This is a genomic window from Micromonospora sp. Utrum1 (assembly GCF_057197805.1).
In genome coordinates this window covers 6,682,831-6,700,293 of the sequence record NZ_CM170071.1, presented here as the reverse complement: position 1 = coordinate 6,700,293, position 17,463 = coordinate 6,682,831, and the positions used below count along the sequence as shown (strand labels likewise).

16 protein-coding genes are annotated in these 17,463 nt (G+C 72.0%); 10 read left to right on the top strand and 6 right to left on the bottom strand.

The window, feature by feature from the left end; all coding sequences use genetic code 11:
• Positions 1–5: 5 nt before the first annotated feature.
• From AC0OLQ_RS31460 to AC0OLQ_RS31445, 4 genes are all read right to left on the bottom strand, one after another.
• Positions 6–812 (bottom strand): hypothetical protein, encoded by an 807-nt coding sequence (locus tag AC0OLQ_RS31460; RefSeq protein WP_484529194.1) that lies wholly within the window; start codon positions 810–812, stop codon positions 6–8.
• Between the two features lie 248 nt (positions 813–1,060).
• Complete coding sequence (locus AC0OLQ_RS31455) at positions 1,061–2,455, bottom strand: TldD/PmbA family protein (protein ID WP_484529193.1); 1,395 nt, start codon at positions 2,453–2,455, stop codon at positions 1,061–1,063.
• Complete coding sequence (locus tag AC0OLQ_RS31450; RefSeq protein WP_484529192.1) at positions 2,452–3,888, bottom strand: TldD/PmbA family protein; 1,437 nt, start codon at positions 3,886–3,888, stop codon at positions 2,452–2,454. Before AC0OLQ_RS31450 ends, AC0OLQ_RS31455 begins: the two co-directional genes overlap by 4 nt.
• A 33-nt stretch (positions 3,889–3,921) precedes the next feature.
• Positions 3,922–4,470, bottom strand: a complete 549-nt coding sequence (locus AC0OLQ_RS31445; RefSeq protein ID WP_357342920.1) for a Uma2 family endonuclease — start codon at positions 4,468–4,470, stop codon at positions 3,922–3,924.
• A gap of 236 nt (positions 4,471–4,706) precedes the next feature.
• Here AC0OLQ_RS31445 and AC0OLQ_RS31440 point away from each other — a divergent pair, with 236 nt between their 5' ends.
• The 5 genes from AC0OLQ_RS31440 (at position 4,707) to AC0OLQ_RS31420 (ending at position 10,679) form a co-directional block, all read left to right on the top strand.
• Positions 4,707–5,810 carry an ABC transporter ATP-binding protein gene (locus tag AC0OLQ_RS31440; RefSeq protein ID WP_484529191.1) on the top strand — a complete coding sequence of 368 codons (1,104 nt, stop codon included), beginning with the start codon at positions 4,707–4,709 and terminating at the stop codon, positions 5,808–5,810.
• Entirely contained in the window at positions 5,807–6,841 is a 1,035-nt protein-coding gene (locus AC0OLQ_RS31435; protein ID WP_484529190.1) for an ABC transporter ATP-binding protein, read from the top strand. Before AC0OLQ_RS31440 ends, AC0OLQ_RS31435 begins: the two co-directional genes overlap by 4 nt.
• Positions 6,838–7,839, top strand: a complete 1,002-nt coding sequence (locus AC0OLQ_RS31430; protein ID WP_357338999.1) for an ABC transporter permease — start codon at positions 6,838–6,840, stop codon at positions 7,837–7,839. The genes AC0OLQ_RS31435 and AC0OLQ_RS31430 overlap by 4 nt, the downstream gene beginning before the upstream one ends.
• A 13-nt stretch (positions 7,840–7,852) precedes the next feature.
• Entirely contained in the window at positions 7,853–8,839 is a 987-nt protein-coding gene (locus AC0OLQ_RS31425) for an ABC transporter permease (protein ID WP_357339001.1), read from the top strand.
• A gap of 94 nt (positions 8,840–8,933) precedes the next feature.
• Complete coding sequence (locus AC0OLQ_RS31420; RefSeq protein ID WP_484529189.1) at positions 8,934–10,679, top strand: ABC transporter substrate-binding protein; 1,746 nt, start codon at positions 8,934–8,936, stop codon at positions 10,677–10,679.
• Positions 10,680–10,731: 52 nt separating this feature from the next.
• Here AC0OLQ_RS31420 and AC0OLQ_RS31415 read toward each other — a convergent pair whose 3' ends face one another.
• Complete coding sequence (locus AC0OLQ_RS31415; protein ID WP_484529188.1) at positions 10,732–12,876, bottom strand: S9 family peptidase; 2,145 nt, start codon at positions 12,874–12,876, stop codon at positions 10,732–10,734.
• 87 nt (positions 12,877–12,963) lie between these two features.
• Between AC0OLQ_RS31415 and mshB the strand changes: the two genes are divergently transcribed.
• The 3 genes from mshB to AC0OLQ_RS31400 all read left to right on the top strand — a co-directional run bounded on the left by mshB (position 12,964) and on the right by AC0OLQ_RS31400 (position 14,930).
• The gene (gene mshB, locus AC0OLQ_RS31410) at positions 12,964–13,887 is read left to right on the top strand and encodes an N-acetyl-1-D-myo-inositol-2-amino-2-deoxy-alpha-D-glucopyranoside deacetylase (RefSeq protein WP_484529187.1); all 924 of its coding nucleotides are present in this window, start codon (positions 12,964–12,966) and stop codon (positions 13,885–13,887) included.
• A 17-nt stretch (positions 13,888–13,904) separates the two neighbouring features.
• Complete coding sequence (locus AC0OLQ_RS31405; protein ID WP_484532488.1) at positions 13,905–14,378, top strand: hypothetical protein; 474 nt, start codon at positions 13,905–13,907, stop codon at positions 14,376–14,378.
• Positions 14,379–14,465: 87 nt separating this feature from the next.
• Positions 14,466–14,930, top strand: coding sequence for a hypothetical protein (locus AC0OLQ_RS31400; RefSeq protein ID WP_357339011.1), 465 nt, complete (start codon positions 14,466–14,468; stop codon positions 14,928–14,930).
• Positions 14,931–14,973: 43 nt separating this feature from the next.
• On the opposite strand, the gene AC0OLQ_RS31395 is transcribed toward AC0OLQ_RS31400, so the two are convergent.
• Entirely contained in the window at positions 14,974–15,924 is a 951-nt protein-coding gene (locus tag AC0OLQ_RS31395) for a GNAT family N-acetyltransferase (protein ID WP_484529186.1), read from the bottom strand.
• Between the two features lie 79 nt (positions 15,925–16,003).
• On the opposite strand from AC0OLQ_RS31395, the gene fdxA reads away from it, so the two are divergent.
• Together fdxA and dapC are read left to right on the top strand one after the other, a co-directional pair.
• Entirely contained in the window at positions 16,004–16,330 is a 327-nt protein-coding gene (gene fdxA / locus AC0OLQ_RS31390; RefSeq protein ID WP_157745852.1) for a ferredoxin, read from the top strand.
• The gene (dapC, locus tag AC0OLQ_RS31385; RefSeq protein WP_484532487.1) at positions 16,327–17,436 is read left to right on the top strand and encodes a succinyldiaminopimelate transaminase; all 1,110 of its coding nucleotides are present in this window, start codon (positions 16,327–16,329) and stop codon (positions 17,434–17,436) included. The genes fdxA and dapC overlap by 4 nt, the downstream gene beginning before the upstream one ends.
• The last annotated feature ends 27 nt before the right edge of the window (positions 17,437–17,463 follow it).

Genomic DNA, 17,463 nt, shown 5'->3' with positions numbered 1-17,463 from the left:
GGCTCTCAGTTGATGAACCGCAGGTCGTTGAACCAGCCGGCCGCCACCGCCATGACGTAGAAGTCGGTCAGCGCCAGGGTGCCGAGGGTGATCCAGGCGAGCTGCATGTGCCGGACGTTCAGCCAGGACACGCCGCTCCACGTCCGGTAGCGCAGCGGGTGCTTGGAGAAGTGCTTGAGCCGCCCGCCGATGATGTGCCGGCAGGAGTGGCAGGAGATGGTGTAAGCCCAGAGCATCACCACGTTGAGCAGCAGGACCAGGTTGCCCAGGCCGAAGCCGAAACCCTTGGGCGAGTGGAACGCGTAGATCGCGTCGTAGGTGTTGATCAGCGAGATGATGGCGGCGGCGTAGAAGAAGTAGCGGTGCAGATTCTGGCCGAGCAGCGGGAACCGGGTCTCCCCGCCGTACGCCTGGTGCCCGTCCGGCACGGCGCAGGCCGGCGGCGACAGCCAGAACGACCGGTAGTACGCCTTGCGGTAGTAGTAGCAGGTGAGCCGGAACAGCAGCAGGAACGGCAGGGTCAGCGCCGCGTCCGGGATGATCCACCAGCCCGGCAGGAAGCTGCCGAAGTGCGAGGAGCCCTCGACGCACCGCTCGGTGACGCAGGGGGAGTAGAACGGCGTCAGGTAGTGGTACTGGTCCACCCAGTACCACTTGTGCATGAAGACCCGGACCGTCGCGTAGATGACCCAGGCGCTGAGCCCGACCACGGTGATCAGTGGCGCGAACCACCAGCGGTCGGTCCGCAACGTCTTGGCCGCGATCGCGGCGCGCCCGCGCGCTCCCCGCGGCCTCGTTGCCGTTGATGTCATTAGTCGTCTCCCTGACGGCGCCCTCACGGGGGCGGCGGATCACACCTTCCGTACCGGTCAGCGGACCGGCGAGACCGCGTCCACTGCCACGTCTTGCGCACACCAACGACCGCACCGGCGGACCGGCGCAGCTAAGTGACACACGTTACGCCGATCTTCGCGGCCCGGCCGCGCAACGCAGTGTCCCGTGTGTCCCGCAGCTTGGAAAGACCCGAACCATGATCAATATTGGCCTGGGGTCGGCGTGTTCAGCCGGACGCGCCGCCGGTGAAGTTCCAAAACGCCAGCCGCAGCGCCGGCGTCTCCCACCAGAAGCCGTCCACCCGGTCCGGTTGGCGGACCGGCGCCCGGCCGAGGCCGAGCACCCGACCGGGGCCCAACGCCCGCGGGTACGACTCGGTGAACCGGAAGTCACGCACCGCCCGGGTGGGCACCCCGTCCTCCACCAGCCAGACGCCGTTGCGGGTCAGCCCGGTGACGACCAGTTGCTTCGGGTCCAGCACGCGGGTGTACCAGAAGTCGCTGACCAGCAGGCCCCGGGTCATGCCGGCGACCAGCGCGGCGGTGTCCGGGTCGGCCACCGCGCCGGTCACCCCGGCGCTGAGCTGCCCGGCGGCCACCTCCGCCGGGCCGTCGGTCGACAGCAGGCGGACGTTGCGCGGGAGCGGGCCGAAGGTCGACGCGCCGACCATCCCGTGCCCGGTGGACCCGGTGCCCGCCTCGGCGCCGCTGCGCCGGTCGTGCGCCACCGCCCGGGTGGTGCCCGCCTCGACCAGGGTCAGCGCCCGCCGGGCCGTGCCCTCCAGGTCGTACGGCAGCCCGGAGGCGTGCAGCGGGTCGTCCACCAGGGTCACCACCGGGTCGAACTGGGCCGTGCCCGGCTCGGCGAAGGACTGCCGCTCGGCGTACCGCTTGCCGTTGAAGCCGTACCAGGCGAGGTTCTGCAGGAGGTCGGCGACGGCGGCCGGTTCGAGCACCACCTCGTAGCGCCCCGGAGGGAGCTCGACCGGGTCGGCCGCGGCCCGCGCCTTCGCCGCCGCCCGGGCGCCCAGGGCCGCGCCGTCGAGGTCGGCCAGACGGTCGGCGCAGTGCCGGGCCACCCCGTCGGCGCCGCCGGTCCGGGCGATGCCGTCCATCGCCGCCTCGGCCGCCCGCCCCACCGCCGAGTGCCCGGCCGAGTTGGCGAACGCCCCGGACCGGTACGCCGTCCGGCAGTAGCCGGCGGCCTCCAGCCCCTCGACCGCGTCCACGAAGGCGCGGACGCGGGCGGCCCGCTCGTCGGGCGAGGCGGCCGCGGTGGCCTCGTCGACGGCCGCGCCGGACGGGACCGGCGCCGGCGTGCTGAGCCCCGGCCAGGCCGGGTCGGGCGGGCCGAGCCGGGCGGCGGTCAGGGTCCGCTCGACCAGGGCGGTCAGCCCGTCGGGGTCGACCAGACTGCCGCTGCCCGCGGCCGTGCGCCCGTCGGCGTGCAGCCGGAGCCGGACCGAGGTGCCCGACTCGGCGACGTTCTGGTGGATGAACGAGTTGGCGAACCGGGTCAGCGCGAGGTCGGTCCGGGTCACCACCACCTCGGCCTGGGCGTCCGGCCCGGCCAGCCGCCGGACCAGCTCCCCCACCTGGCCGGCGAGGTCCAGCTCGCTCATGCCCGCACCCCCACCCGGACGTTGCGGAAGCGGGCCGGGGCGGCCGGATGGCCCGTGTGCCCGGTCTGGCCGGGCTGCCCCTTGCCGCAGTTGGGCGTGCCCCACGGCACGATCTCGGAGGAGAGCATGTCCATCGAGCGCCAGAAGACCGGCCCGATCCCGGTGTAGGTGGGGTTGCGCAGCATCCGCCCCCGGCGGCCCTTCTTCACCTCCCAGCCGACCTCGCAGCCGAACTGGAAGTTGAGCCGCTTGTCGTCGATGGACCAGGAGCGGTTGAGGTCCATGAGCACCCCGTCGTCGGTGGCCGCGATGATCTCGTCGAGCGTGTGCGGGCCCGGTTCCAGGCCCACATTGGTCATCCGCACCATCGGCAGCCGGGCCCAGCCGTCCGCCCGTACGCTGCCGCCGTAGTCCAGGCCGGCGACGGCGGCCGAGTCCCGGCCGGCGAGCACCCCCACCCAGCGCCCCTCGCGGACCGCGTCCCGCTTGACCGCCGGGGAGCCCTCGTCGTCGAAGCCGAAGCTGCCCAGCGCGCCGGGGATGGTCGGGTCGATGGTGACGTTCATCAGCTCGGAGCCGTAGCGCAGCGTGCCGAGGCGGGCCAGGTCCAGCCAGGACGTGCCGGCGAAGGCGGCCTCCCAGCCGAGGATCCGGTCCAGCTCGATGGCGTGCCCGACGGACTCGTGGATCTGGAGGGCGAGCTGCTCGCCGCCGAGGATCAGGTCGGTCTCGCCGGACGGGCACTCGGGGGCGGTGAGCAGCTCCCGGGACTCCTCGGCGATCCGGGCGGCGTGCGCGGCCAGGTCGAGCGAGGTGACCAGCTCCCAGCCGGTGGTGCCGTACTGGCCGCGGTAGCTCGGGTAGGAGCGGCGCTGGGTCTCGCCGTCGCCGATCGAGGTGGCCGAGATGCCGCCGCCGCACTCCCGGATGCGCTGGTCGATGCGGTGCCCCTCGCTGGAGACGAACCACTTGGCGGTGTCCCAGATCTGGTAGAGCGCCTCGGCCAGGTCGGCCCCGTGCTCCCGCATCGTCGTGGTGGCACGCACCAGCAGGTCGCCCTTGTCGGAGAGCGGCACGCCGAGCGGGTCGACGTCGCACGCCGAGGCCCAGCTCGCCACCGTCGGCCGGACCGGGACCAGGTCGATCGGCGGGCCGGGGACCCGCGCGCTCGCGGTGGCGATCGCCGCGGCGCGCCGCCCGGCGTCGCGGGCCGCGGCGTCCGACAGCTCGGGTACGGCGTGGAAGCCCCAACTCGACCCGACCAGCGCGCGGACGCCGAGCCCGATGCTCTCGTCCTGGGTGAGCTCCTCGATGTCCCCGTTGCGGGCCGACATCGACTCGTAGCGGCGGTGCATCACCCGCGCGTCCGCGTACCGGGCTCCCGCGTCGAGGGCGGCCTGGACGGCGGCGCTCGCCGCGTCGAATCCGGTCATGCGCCCGACCCTAGGCGACCCGGCCGACACTCGTCAGCCGAGCAGTTCCTCCGGCCGGATCGTGGCGCGGACCGGCTCGGTGAGTTCCAGTGCCTCGCCCGCCTTCGTGACGGACCGCTCGACGTAGTGCGCGCCCTGCCGCTGGTGGAGGTGCATGGTCAGGGTCTCCTGGTCGATGAGCAGATACCACTCGATCCCGGCCGCCGCGTAGTAGTGCATCTTGAGCACCTTGTCGGTAGCGGCGTTGCTCGGCGAGATGATCTCGCAGACCAGGTGGACGTCACTGGCGTCGATCACGAGCACGCGCAGGTCGACGTTGTTGGTGATGACCAGGTCAGGAATCGGAATGCGACCGGGCCTCAGGCGGACGTTCACCGCTTCGAGCACCCGCAGTCCCGCCTCCCGCACCGGCTGACGGAGCACAGCGCGTAGTTCGCCCGAGATGTTCTGATGCAGGGGTGTGGGTCCGGGGGTCACGTAAAGGCTCCAGTCGAAGAGTTCGACGCGTTGCTGCGTCTCGCCGAGGGCGAGGTACTCCTCTTCCGTCCACGGGCCGTCGTGGTCGAACACCGCCGCGGTCATCGTCACCTCCACCTCGTGCCGGCGCGAATCTTTCCTTGGTCGCCGCATCCATGGTCGCACCTCACGTGCGACCACGAGGCGACGAGGTCCAGTCGCAACCATGAATGTCCAGGTGAGGGCTGTTCAGGTCGGAGACCCAGTCGTTACGCTCGGGCCGCTGACAGGCCGCGTTCTGTAGCTTATTTTCGCCTCCAGAAGTTTGTTGTAAGTTCTCTTCGTCACTGAGGGAGGCGGTCATGGGCAGGTCGGAGTCGGTGCCGTCCGGGGAGCCGGACCGTCCCGAGGTGCCGGAGCAGCGCTCCGGCGAGGGCCCCTATCTCCAGGTCACGGACCTGCGGGTGCGGTTCGACACCGAGGACGGCGTGGTGAAGGCCGTCGACGGTGTCTCGTTCGCCGTGGAGCGGGGTCGGACTCTGGGCATCGTGGGGGAGTCGGGGTCGGGCAAAAGCGTCACGTCGCTGGCGATCCTCGGTTTGCACAGCAGCAAGCGGGCCACCATCTCGGGGGAGATCTCGGTGGGCGGGCGTCAGTTGGTGGGTATGGCGGAGGAGGAGGTGCGGCGGCTGCGGGGCCGGGACATGGCGATGATCTTCCAGGATCCGTTGTCGGCGTTGCACCCGTACTACACGGTCGGGAAGCAGATCGCCGAGGCTTACCGGGTGCACCACCCCAGGGCCGGGAAGCGGGAAGCCCGCACCCGGGCGGTGGACATGCTGGGTCGGGTGGGGATTCCGCAGCCGGGGAAGCGGTTCGATCAGTATCCGCACGAGTTCTCCGGTGGTATGCGGCAGCGGGCGATGATCGCGATGGCGCTGGTGAACGATCCGGATCTGTTGATCGCCGACGAGCCGACGACGGCGTTGGATGTGACGGTGCAGGCGCAGATCCTGGATCTGCTCAGTGATCTTCAGGCGGAGTTCCGGTCGGCGATCATCCTGATCACCCACGACCTGGGCGTGGTGTCGCAGGTGGCTGATGACGTGCTGGTGATGTACGGGGGTCGGGCGGTCGAGCACGGCAGTGTGGAGCAGGTGTTGCGGCGGCCGCAGCATCCGTACACGTGGGGGTTGTTGTCGAGTGTGCCGTCGTTGCACGGTGACGCCGACGCGGACCTGGTGCCGATCAAGGGCAACCCGCCGTCGTTGATCAATCTGCCGTCGGGGTGCGCGTTCCACCCCCGCTGCCGTTACGCCGGCCGCAACGGCGACCGTTCCCGCACCGAGGTGCCCGCGCTGCGGGCGGCCGGGGAGGCCGGACACCTGGTGGCCTGCCACCTGCCGGCCGAGGAGCGCACCCGGCTCTACCAGCAGGACATCGCCCAGGTGGGAGTGGCCCGATGAGCACCGAGACCGAGCCGCTGCTGCGCGTGCGGGGGCTGACCAAGCACTTCCCGGTGCGGGAGGGCTTCCGCGCCAAGGGCGCCGTGCGGGCGGTCGACGGTCTGGACTTCGATGTGCGGCCGGGGGAGACCCTGGGTCTGGTCGGGGAGTCCGGGTGCGGGAAGACCACCACCGGGCGGATGCTGGTGCGGCTGCTGGAACCCACCGCCGGGTCCATCGAGTTCGCCGGGCGGGACATCACCCACGCCCGCCGGGCGCAGTTGCGGCCCCTGCGGCAGGACCTGCAGATCATCTTCCAGGACCCCTACGCCTCGCTGAACCCCCGGCACACCGTCGGCCGGATCGTGGCCATGCCTCTGCAGGTCAACCGGATCAACCCGCCCGGCGGCACCAAGAAACGCGTCCAGGAACTCCTGGAACTGGTCGGCCTGAACCCGGAGCACTACAACCGCTACCCGCACGAGTTCTCCGGCGGCCAACGCCAACGCATCGGCATCGCCCGCGCCCTGGCCCTGCGCCCGAAGCTCATCGTCGCCGACGAACCCGTCTCCGCCCTGGACGTCTCCATCCAGGCCCAGGTCATCAACCTCCTGCGCGACCTGCAACGCGACCTCGACCTGGCCTTCGTCTTCATCGCCCACGACCTCGCCGTCGTCCGGCACTTCTGCCACCGCGTCGCCGTCATGTACCTCGGCAAGATCGTCGAGATCGGCGACCGCGACGACATCTACCTTCGACCGCAGCACCCGTACACCCGGGCCCTGCTGTCGGCCATCCCCGACGTCACCACCCTCGGCCCCGCCGGACGCATCCGCCTCACCGGCGACGTGCCGACCCCGCTCAACCCGCCCTCGGGCTGCCGCTTCCGCACCCGCTGCTGGAAAGCGCAGGAGCGGTGCGCCACCGAGGAACCGGCGCTGGTCAGCCGGGACGGCGGCAACCAGGCCACCGCCTGCCATTTCCCGGAGACGGGAACGCTCAACCAGAGCGCCGGACCGGTCGCCGCGACCGCCGAGGAGGTGTCGAAATGAGCCTGTCCCCGGTCGAGGGCGTGGCGCTTGCCGAGATCGAGTCCACCGGTGCGGACCCCGAGGAGAAGGGGCTCGTCGGGCGCTCGCCCGGCCAACTGGTCTGGAGCCGGCTGCGCCGGGACCGCACGGCCCTGGTCAGCGGCATCGTGCTGGCCCTGTTCATCGTCGCGGCACTGGCGGCGCCGCTCCTCCAGCGGCTCTACGGAATGTCGCCGAGCCAGCAGTTCGGTAACCTGCTGGACTCCACCGGCATGCCGCTCGGCTACGTGGGCGGGGTCAGCGGCGACCACTGGTTCGGGCTCGAACCCGGGCTGGGCCGAGACATCTTCATCCGGATGATCTACGGCATCCGCACCTCGCTGCTGATCGCGCTCGGCGCCGCGATCGTCACCACGACGATCGGCGTGGTGCTCGGCATCGTGGCCGGCTACCTGGGCGGCGTGGTCGACTCGGTGATCATGTGGGTCACCGACGTCGCCCTGGCGATGCCGTTCCTCATCTTCGCGCTGGCCGTGGTCCCGACGTTCTCGCTGCGGTTCTACGGCCCCCGGGACGCGGTGCCGACCTGGTTCGCGGTGACCACGTTGATCGTGGTGTTCGCCGCGTTCGGCTGGACCGGTACGGCGCGGCTCGTGCGCGGGCAGGTGGTGTCGCTGCGCGAGCGGGAGTTCGTCGAGGCGGCCCGAGCCAGTGGCGCCGGGCTCGGCCACATGCTCTTCCGGCAGCTGCTGCCGAACATCTGGGCACCGATCCTGGTCGCGTTCTCGCTCGCGGTGCCGTCGTACGTGACCGGTGAGGCGGCGCTGTCCTTCCTGGGCGTCGGGCTGCCCGAGTCGGTGCCCAGCTTCGGCCGGATGATCTACCGCAGCATCGACTACCTGCAGACCGACCCGGCGTACGTCTTCTTCCCGGGCATCACCATCTTCGCGCTCGTGCTGGCGTTCAACCTCTTCGGCGACGCGCTGCGCGACGCGCTCGATCCGAAGTCGTCACGGTAAGGGGTTCGGCGCCATGGTGCGGTTCCTGCTGAAGCGGATCCTGCTGGCGGTCTCGGTGCTGCTCGCGGTGAGCATCGTCAGCTTCCTCATGTTCTTCGCCCTGCCCCGCGACCCGGTCACCGGCATGTGCCCGAAGAACTGCAACGCCGAACGCCTGGAGCGGGTGCGGACGGAGCTCGGCCTGAACGACCCGAAGCCGACGCAGTACGCCAACTACATGAAGGGCATCTTCGTCGGCCGCGACCTGGGCAGCGCGCAGGGCGGCGAGTGCGAGGCGCCCTGCCTCGGCTACTCGTACGTCAACAGCGAGGCGGTCAGCGACACCTTCGCCCGGGTGCTGCCGGTGACCATGAACATCGTGCTTCCCGCGGCGGTGCTCTGGCTCGCTCTCGGGGTGGGGCTCGGGATGATATCGGCGCTGCGGCGGGGCTCCCTGCTCGACCGCGTCTCGATCGGGCTCACGCTCACCTTCGCCTCGTTGCAGCTCTACTTCGTCGGCGCCCTGCTGTTGCTGATCTTCGTGTACTCGTTCAGGATCCTGCCGACGCCGCGGTACGTGCCCTTCCTCGACAACCCGGTGGAGTGGGCGCGCGGGCTGGTCCTGGCATGGGTGACCCTGGCGCTGCTCTTCTCCGCGATCTACGCCCGGCTGTCCCGGGCGCAGATGCTGGAGACGCTCTCCGAGGACTTCGTCCGGACCGCCCGGGCCAAGGGCATGGCGAAACGGAAGGTCTACGGCCGGCACGCGCTCCGGGCGGCGATCACGCCGATCGTGACGATCGCCGGTCTGGACGTGGGCGCGGCACTCGGCGGCACGGTCATCACCGAGACGACCTTCGGCATCCAGGGGATGGGGCGTACCGCCGTGGAGGCGGTCCGCCAGGGCGACCTGCCGACCATCATGGCCACCGTGCTGATCTCCGCGCTCTTCGTGGTCGTCGCGAACATCGTGGTCGACCTGCTCTACGCGTTCATCGATCCGCGGGTACGCCTCGGCTGACCTCGCGTGTCGCAGTGGATTCGTTATCTGCTCGAAATTTACCGCGGATGAAAGCTGCGCGAAGCTTTCCTTCATCGGACCCGGAGGAGTGAGTATGCGAGCAAGACTCGCCACCGCCATGGGCGGTGCGATGGCACTGGTCGTTGCGCTCAGTGCATGCAGCAAGAACACCGGCGACAACGGCGACAGCGTGGACACCAACAAGCCCCGCACCGGCGCCATCGCGACCGACCCCAAGGACTCGCTCGGCCCGGCGGCAGAGGTGCCCGGCGCGGCCAAGGGCGGGACCTTCTACATCCTGCGCGAGAACAAGATCTCCCACCTGGACCCGCAGCGGGTCTATTCGTTCGCCGGCCTGATGGGGAGCCAGCTCTACGCCCGCTTCCTCACCACGTTCAAGGACGACGGCAAGGGCAACGTGACCCTGGTCGGCGACCTGGCCGAGACCCCCGGCAAGAACGTCAACAACGACTGCAAGGTCTGGGAATTCAAGCTCAAGCAGGGGGTGAAGTTCGAGGACGGCCGCCCGATCACCTCCAAGGAGGTCGCGTACGGCATCGCCCGCTCGTTCGACCCCGACCTGACCGGTGGCCCGACCTACCTGCAGGAGTGGCTGGTCGACAGCCCGCAGTACGACACCAAGTGGAACTTCAAGGCCAACAAGACCTCGCTGCCGCCGGGCCTGAGCACCCCGGACGCGCAGACGCTGCGCTTCGAGTTCAACAAGCCGCGCTGTGACCTGCCGTTCGCCGTCTCGCTGCCGGCGACCGCGCCGCTGCCGGCGGACAAGGACACCGGCGTCAACCTGGACAACCAGCCGTTCTCGTCCGGGCCCTACAAGATCACCAAGCACCAGCCCGGCGTGGAGATGGTGCTGGAGCGCAACGAGAACTGGGACCCGGCGACCGACCCGGTGCGGCACGCGTACCCGGACAAGTTCATCTGGTCGTTCGGCGCGGACAACGCCACCCAGACCAACCGGGTGCTCGCCGGCACGGGCAACGACGCCGCGGCCGTGGCCACCGGCGGCGTGCCGTCGGAGCTGATCGCCAAGGTCACCGGCGACGCGAAGCTCAAGGAGCGGATGATCGTCGCGGCCACGCCGAACGCCTACCGGCTGAGCATCAACACGACGCGGGTCACCGACCTTTCCGTGCGGCAGGCGATCAACTACGCGATCGACCGCAGCAGCATCACCAAGAACCTCGGCGGCCCCTACGGCGCCGTGCCGCTGACCACCCTGCTGCCGCCCACCACGCTCGGCTACAAGCAGTTCGACGCGTACCCGGCCGGCGAGAGCGGCAACCCGGAGAAGGCGAAGGAACTGCTCGCCGGCAAGGCGGTGAACCTGGTGCTCGGCACCTCCGACGACACCCCGTCGCAGGAGACCGCCACCCAGGTCAAGACCGCCCTGGAGAAGGCCGGCTTCACCGTCACCATCAAGCCGATCCCCGAGGACGGTTACCTCGACTTCGTGAAGAAGAAGGGCAACCCGTGGGACATCTGGGTCGACTCGTGGGCGGCGGACTGGCCGAGCGGGGCGTCGATCCTGCCGGTGCTCTTCGACGGCCGCAACATCAAGGCCGAGGGCAACAGCAACACCTCGCAGGTGAACAACGATGCCCTCAACGCCGAGTTCGACCGGGTGCTCGCGCTCGACCCGGCCAAGCAGGCCGACGAGTGGAGCAAGCTGGACGAGCGGCTCATGAAGGAGTCGGCGCCGGCGGTGCCGCTGTACAACGAGGTCGTCTCCGTCGCGCACGGCGAGAAGGCCGGCGGCCTCTTCATCGGCAGCATCTTCGGCTGGCCCAGCTTCGTGAACGCCTACGTCAAGCAGTGACGGCCTGACAGCGCAGGGGCCCCGGTCGGATTCCGACCGGGGCCCTCGCGTGTCACAGGTGCCGGCGGAGGAAGTCCAGCTCCAGCCGGAGCAGCCGCTCGGCCAGCCCGCCGGCGGTCATGTGGCTGGCCCCGGTGAGCGGCAGCACGGCGTGCGGCCGGCCGGCGGTCAGCAGCGCCGCCGAGAGCCGCAGCGTGTGCGCGGCCAGCACGTTGTCGTCGACCAGGCCGTGCACCAGCAGCATCGGGCGGGCCTGCGCCGGGTCGCCGACCGGCTCGGCGGCCAGCTCGACCAGCGAGTGGTGGGCGTAGACGTCCATCCCGTCGTCCGGCATCCCCAGGTAGCGCTCGGTGTACGCGGTGTCGTACAGCGTCCAGTCGGTGACCGGCGCGCCGACGATCGCGCACCGGAACAGCTCGGGGTGGCGCAGCACCGCCAACCCGGCCAGCCAGCCGCCGAACGACCAGCCGCGCACCGCCACCCGCTCCAGGTCCAGGTCCGGGTGCTTGCCGGCGAGCGCGGTCAGCGCGTCCACCTGGTCACTCAGGATCACGTCGGCCATCCGCCGGTGGATCGCCTTCTCGAAGGACGGGGCGATGCCCGGGGTGCCCCGGTTGTCGATCGTCACCACCGCGAAGCCCTGCTCGGCCCACCACTGCCGTTCCAGCCAGACCCCGCGGGCGGCGATCACCTCCTGGTGGCCCGGGCCGCCGTAGATGTCCAGCAGCACCGGCAGCTTCGTGCCCTTCACGTGCTCACCCGGGTAGAGCACCGCGCTCGGCAGCCGCCGGTCGGTCACCCGGACCAGCGTCGGCCGCGGCGCGTACGGCGGGGTCGCGGCGCGCGAGGCCAGCTCAGCCACCTCGCGGTCGCCGTGCCACACCCGCCAGTGGGTGCCCGGGTGCTCCAGCGAGGCCACGCCCACCGCCAGCGTGCTGCCGCCGATCGCGGCGGTGTGCCAGCCCGGGTCGCTGCCCATCCGGCGGGCGTCCACCCCGCCGCCGATCGCCGTCCGCACTCGGTAGAGGTGGCGCTGGCTCGGCTCGCCCTCGCTCGCCTCGACCAGCAGGTCCGCGGCCGAGTTCGGGCCGGCCGGCAGCCGGCCCACCACGCGCCGCACGTAGAGCGAGGGCGGGGTGAGCAGGGTGCCGTCGGCGAACAGGCAGCGGGCGTCGTACCCGTCGTGGGCCAGCTCGCCGCCGACCAGCACCCGCCCGTCGGGCAGGTGCGCCGGGGTGCCCGGGATCGGCTCCACCCAGCGCGGGTCGGCCAGCTCCGCGTGCACCTGCGTCTCCCCGGTGCGGGGGTCCACCGCCAGCACCAGCCCGTGCTGCTGCGACCGGCGCAGCACGGTGATCAACGGGCCGCCGTCGGCCCAGTCGACCGAGGTCAGGTACGGGTAGGTCTCCCGGTCCCAGTGCACGTCGACCCAGCCGCCGTCGAGGTCCAGCAGGTGCAGGCTGACCTCCGCGTTCGGCCCACCCGCCCGGGGGTACGCGACGGAGGTCGGCGGGCTCGCCGGGTCGGCCGGGTCGTGCAGGTACCAGCGATCCAGCCGGGACTCGTCCACCCGCGCGGCCAGCACCGCGCGCCCGTCCGGGGCCCACCAGTAGCCGCGGAACCGGCCGAACTCCTCGGCCGCGATGTGCTCGGCCAGCCCCCAGGTCACCCCGCTGTCCTCGCCGGCGAGCAGGTTGTCCGTGCCGTCCGGCTCGACCACCCGCAGCTGGCCCCGGCGTACCCCCTCGGCGGCGTCGGTGACGTAGGCCAGCCGTGCGCCCGTCGGGTCGGGACGCGGGTCGATCACCGGACCGACGGCGGCCACCTCGACCACGTCGCCGTGCACCAGGTCGGCCCGGAACAACCGGCCGGCCAGCGCGAACGCGGTCACCCGGCCGGCGCCGTCCAGGGCGTACGAGCCGATGCCCGAGGCGCTGAGCCGCAGCCGCTCGCGCAGCGCCCGCTCGCCCGGCGCCAGCTCGGCCGGCTCGCCGTCCGTGCCGAGCAGCACGGCCGGGTCGGCGACCAGGTGCTCCTCGCCGGAGGAGACGTCGAGCAGCCAGAGCGCGTCGGCGGGGTCCTCCGGCCCCGACGAGCGCAGGAAGATGACCCGGGAACCGTCGTCGGCGACGGAGACAGCGCGCGGCGCCCCGTGGCTGAACCGACGGGTGCGGGCGGCCAGCTCGGGAAAGTCCACGCCTGTAGAGAGTAGGCGCGGGCCGGGCGTGATGTGGCCGACCTGGGCGGACGCGTAAGCATCGAGCGGGCAGGACCGCCGGTTAGAGTGACGGGCGTGACGACGCTGCCCGACCGCCGCCTGCTGCTGGTCCACGCGCACCCCGACGACGAGTCGATCGGCACCGGCGCGACCATGGCGCACTACGCCGCCACCGGCGCCCACGTCACCCTGGTGACCTGCACGCTGGGCGAGGAGGGCGAGATCCACGTGCCGGCCCTGGCCCAGCTCGCCGCGGCCGAGGCCGACCAGCTCGGCGGCTACCGGATCGGCGAGCTGGCGGCCGCCTGCGCCGCGCTCGGCGTCACCGACCACCGCTTCCTGGGCGGCGCGGGCCGCTACCGAGACTCGGGGATGATGGGGCTGGCCACCAACGAACACCCCCGGGCGTTCTGGCAGGCCGACCTCGACGAGGCCGCCGGGCACCTGCTGCGGGTGATCCGCGAGGTCCGCCCGCAGGTCATGATCACGTACGACCCGAACGGCTTCTACGGCCACCCCGACCACATCCAGGCGCACCGGGTGGCGATGCGCGGCGTGGAACTGGCCGCCGCCGAGGGCATCGCCCCGGCGAAGGTCTACTGGACCGCGATGCCGCGCGGCGTGCTGGAGGCCGGCCTGGACGCGTTCACCGAGTCGTCGGACAATCCCTTCGCCGGCATCGAGAGCATCGACGACCTGCCCTTCGGCACCCCCGACGAGGGGATCGCCGCGCGGATCGACGCCACCGACCGGCACGCCGCCAAGGAGGCGGCGATGCGGGCGCACGCCACCCAGATCCCGGCCAACTCCTGGCTCTACTCGATCGCCGGCAACTTCGGCGCCGAGTTCATGGGGGTCGAATACTTCACCCTCGCGGTCGGCGAGAAGGGGCCGGGCAACGGCCCGTACGGCTGGGAGGACGACCTCTTCGCCGGGTTGGCGCTGGACGGGCCGGACCGGTCCCCGGTCACGGCGGCCGGCCTCCGGTGACGCTGCCCGCCGTACCCATGTCGGTCGCCCCCGAGCAGCAGCCCGCCGCGCCGCCCGAGCCGTCGGGGCTGGCGGTCGACCTCGCGGTGCGCGTCGCCGGCGGGGTGGTGGTGGTCTGGGCCGGCGTGCTCGCCGCGGTGCTCGACCTGCTCTTCGCCACCTGGGCCTGGGAGGTGGTCAAGGGCCGTCCTGGCGGTGCGGGCAAGGCCCTGGTCGGCATCTCGCTGGCGGTGGGCGGGATCGTCGCGGTGGTGATGCTGACGGTGCTGGTGAGCTGGTTCGCGCACCTGGCGGTCGGCACCCGCTGGGCGGCGGCGCTGGCCGCCCTGCCCTGGTTCGTGGTGATCGTCGCGGGCGGCTTCCGCACCGTCGAGGGCGATCTCGCGCTCAGCGGCGACAACGTGCTCGGCCTCGGGCTGATCGTGGCGGGGGCGATCACCTTCGCGGTGCTGGGCTTCCGGCAGATGGTGGTGCCGCCTCCCGGCCGCTGAGGGGTGCAGACGCCGCACAGGTTGCGATGGTAGATATTCCTGCCAGGAGCCCACCATGGAGGCGGGCGGTACGGCGGGAGGCGTGCGATGTTCCAGCGGTGGCGTGCGGTCGGCGTGCTGGCGGCTGCGCTGTTCGTGGTCAACGTGGTGGCCCGGTTGGTCATCAAGTTGGCCTACCCGCACGACGACACCGCCGCCGGCCGGGTCTCGCTGGCGATGTTCCTGGTGATCGGGCTGATCCTGGCCGGGACGGCGTTCCGCTGGGGCGGGGACCGGCCGGTGGCCCGCTGGAGCGGCGACCTGGCCGTCGCGGTGGCCGTGGCGCTGGCGCTGACCGTCTTCATCGGCCCGCTGCTGGTCGGCGAGAACCCGTTCGAGGGGGGCGCCGGCCTCTTCTTCGCCCAGATCTGGCTCTACCTCGCGGCCACCGTGGCCGGCGTGCTGGTCGGTTACCTGATCCTCACCGCGCTGGGCCGCGACCACCGTTCGCGCCAGCTCAAGCGCTTCGCCGAGCTGAAGGCGGCCAAGCCGCGCAAGATCGTCCGTCGCTGAGGCGGAGCCCGGCCGTGCGGCGGGGCCCGTCCGGGCCGGCTGATCAGTCCGGGGCGACCCGGGTTAGGTAGGTGTGGTGGGTGGTGAAGCCGAGCCGCTGGTAGAGGGCCACGGCGGGGGTGTTGCGCTGCTCCACCTGCAGGAAGGCGTGGGTGGCGCCCTCGGCCCGGCCCCAGTCGGCCAGCGCCCGGATGACCCCGCCGGCGAACCCGCGCCGGCGGGCCTCCGGCAGCACCTCGATCAGGGTGAGGCCGAGCCAGCGCCCCTCGCCGGTGACCGTGCCCCGGCCGACCGCGAGCAGCCGGCCGTCGACGTGCAGGTGGGCGAAGCGGATCCGGTCCACGGCGGTGAGCACGTGCCGGGCGGCGTCCGGCAGCCCGCCCTTGCGGCCGGCGGCCACCGCCAGCCACTCTGCCGAGGGCGCCGGTGAGAGGCCGACCGGGGGCAGGTCCGGGCGGCCCGGGGGGAGCGCGGCGAGCGGCGCGGTCTGCACCAGCACCGGCGGCCGGGCGGTCCAGCCGCGCGCGTCCAGCTCGGCGCCGACCGGGGCAGCCAGCGGCAGCGGGGTGTTGACCATGGCGGGCTGGCCGCGCTCGGCGTACCAGCGCTGCACCGCGTCCAGCGCGGCGGGGAGCGGACGGTCCGGGTCGCCGATCGGCAGCGCGGTGTTCGCCCGGCCGGTCCAGCCCGCGGCGCTGCGCAGCAGCCAGTCGCCGATCCGGCCGCGTACCGGGGCGGGCCACGCCTCGTCGGCGGCCAGCTCCAGGGCGACCACGGCGGCGGCCGTCGGCCGGCGGGCCGGCGGCACCCGCTTGGCGCGGTGCACCTGCTCCACCGGGACTCGCAGCCGCCCCCGGTCGGTCGCCAGCGTGATGTGGGTCTCGCTCAGCTCGACGAGCTCGCCGAGAGCGTCGGAGAAGAGCGGCCGGCCTTCGCGAATCCCCACAATACGCCGGACCACGATCCGGTGTCCCACGTCCTGCTGTCGGAGCACGATCGACCCCCTCCCCGGCGAGATACTAGGCTCTTACCGTCGCGGATGATCGCGACGAGTCTTGCGGAGGAGAAGACCGGTGACCTACATCATCGCCGAGCCGTGCGTGGATGTGCTCGACAAGGCATGCATCGAGGAGTGCCCGGTCGACTGCATCTACGAGGGCAACCGGATGCTCTACATCCACCCCGACGAGTGCGTCGACTGTGGTGCCTGTGAGCCGGTCTGCCCGGTCGAAGCGATCTTCTACGAGGACGACGTTCCGGAGCAGTGGAAGGACTACACCGGGGCGAACTACGAGTTCTTCGAGGACCTGGGCTCGCCGGGCGGCGCCTCCAAGATCGGCAAGGTGGAGAAGGACGCGACCTTCGTGGCCGCGCAGCCGCCGCGCGAAGAGGGCCACTGAACCGGCCCGCGCCGGTCTCGTCGCGGCTGCCGGAGTTCACCTGGGACACCCTGGACGCCGCGGCCGCGACGGCCGCGGCGCACCCGGACGGTCTGATCAACCTCTCGATGGGCACGCCGGTCGACCCGGTGCCGGCGGTGATCCGGCAGGCGCTGGCCGACGCCTCTGACGCGCCCGGCTACCCGCTCACCGCGGGCACCCCCGCGCTCCGGGACGCCATCGCGGCCTGGGTGGCCCGCGCCTGCGGTGCGGGCGTCGACGGGCTCGGGGTGCTGCCCACGATCGGCTCCAAGGAACTGGTCGCCTGGCTGCCCACGCTGCTCGGCGTCGGCCCCGGCGACGTGGTCGTGGTGCCCTCCGTCGCCTACCCGACCTACGAGGACGGGGCCCGGCTGGCCGGCGCCACCACCGTACGCACCGAGTCGCTGACCGCCCTCGGCCCCGACCCGCGGGTCCGGCTGGTCTGGGTGAACTCGCCCGGCAACCCGACCGGGCGGGTGCTGCCCGCCGGCCACCTGCGCAAGGTGGTCGACTGGGCGCGCGAGCGCGGTGCGGTGGTCGCCAGCGACGAGTGCTACCTGCCGCTGGGCTGGGACGCCGAACCCGTCTCGGTCCTCTCGCCGGAGGTCTGCGGCGGCTCGTACGCGGGCGTGCTCGCGGTGCACTCGCTCTCCAAGCGCTCCAACCTGGCCGGCTACCGGGCCGGCTTCGTGGCCGGTGACCCGGCGCTGGTGGCGGAGCTGCTCAAGATCCGTAAGCACGCCGGCATGATCGTGCCCGCCCCGGTGCAGGCGGCGATGGTGGCCGCGCTGGGCGACCAGCCGCACGCCGACGCGCAGCGGGAGCGCTACCGGGTCCGGCGGGAGAAGCTGTACGCGGCGTTCACCGGCGCCGGCTTCACCGTCGAGCACTCCGAGGCGGGGCTCTATCTCTGGATGACCCGGGACGAGGACTGCTGGGACACCGTCGACTGGTTGGCCCGCCGGGGCATCCTGGTCGCCGCGGGCGTCTTCTACGGCCCGGCCGGGGCCCGGCACGTGCGAGTGGCGCTGACCGAGTCCGACGAGCACGTCGACGCGGTCGCCGGCCGGCTCGCCCAGCCCTGACCACCGTCGCCGCGCCGGCCGGCCCGA

What these genes read in the sequence shown, in the direction of transcription:
- AC0OLQ_RS31445 (WP_357342920.1), bottom strand. Translation starts at nt 4,470, where the DNA reads ATGACCGCGGCGGTGTTCGACCACGACGGCCCGTGGACGGAAGAGGAG.
- AC0OLQ_RS31420 (WP_484529189.1), top strand. Translation starts at nt 8,934, where the DNA reads ATGCGAGCAAGACTCGCCACCGCCATGGGCGGTGCGATGGCACTGGTC.
- AC0OLQ_RS31460 (WP_484529194.1), bottom strand. Translation starts at nt 812, where the DNA reads ATGACATCAACGGCAACGAGGCCGCGGGGAGCGCGCGGGCGCGCCGCG.
- AC0OLQ_RS31450 (WP_484529192.1), bottom strand. Translation starts at nt 3,888, where the DNA reads ATGACCGGATTCGACGCGGCGAGCGCCGCCGTCCAGGCCGCCCTCGAC.
- AC0OLQ_RS31455 (WP_484529193.1), bottom strand. Translation starts at nt 2,455, where the DNA reads ATGAGCGAGCTGGACCTCGCCGGCCAGGTGGGGGAGCTGGTCCGGCGG.
- AC0OLQ_RS31405 (WP_484532488.1), top strand. Translation starts at nt 13,905, where the DNA reads ATGTCGGTCGCCCCCGAGCAGCAGCCCGCCGCGCCGCCCGAGCCGTCG.
- AC0OLQ_RS31400 (WP_357339011.1), top strand. Translation starts at nt 14,466, where the DNA reads ATGTTCCAGCGGTGGCGTGCGGTCGGCGTGCTGGCGGCTGCGCTGTTC.
- AC0OLQ_RS31435 (WP_484529190.1), top strand. Translation starts at nt 5,807, where the DNA reads ATGAGCACCGAGACCGAGCCGCTGCTGCGCGTGCGGGGGCTGACCAAG.
- AC0OLQ_RS31440 (WP_484529191.1), top strand. Translation starts at nt 4,707, where the DNA reads ATGGGCAGGTCGGAGTCGGTGCCGTCCGGGGAGCCGGACCGTCCCGAG.
- AC0OLQ_RS31425 (WP_357339001.1), top strand. Translation starts at nt 7,853, where the DNA reads ATGGTGCGGTTCCTGCTGAAGCGGATCCTGCTGGCGGTCTCGGTGCTG.
- AC0OLQ_RS31430 (WP_357338999.1), top strand. Translation starts at nt 6,838, where the DNA reads ATGAGCCTGTCCCCGGTCGAGGGCGTGGCGCTTGCCGAGATCGAGTCC.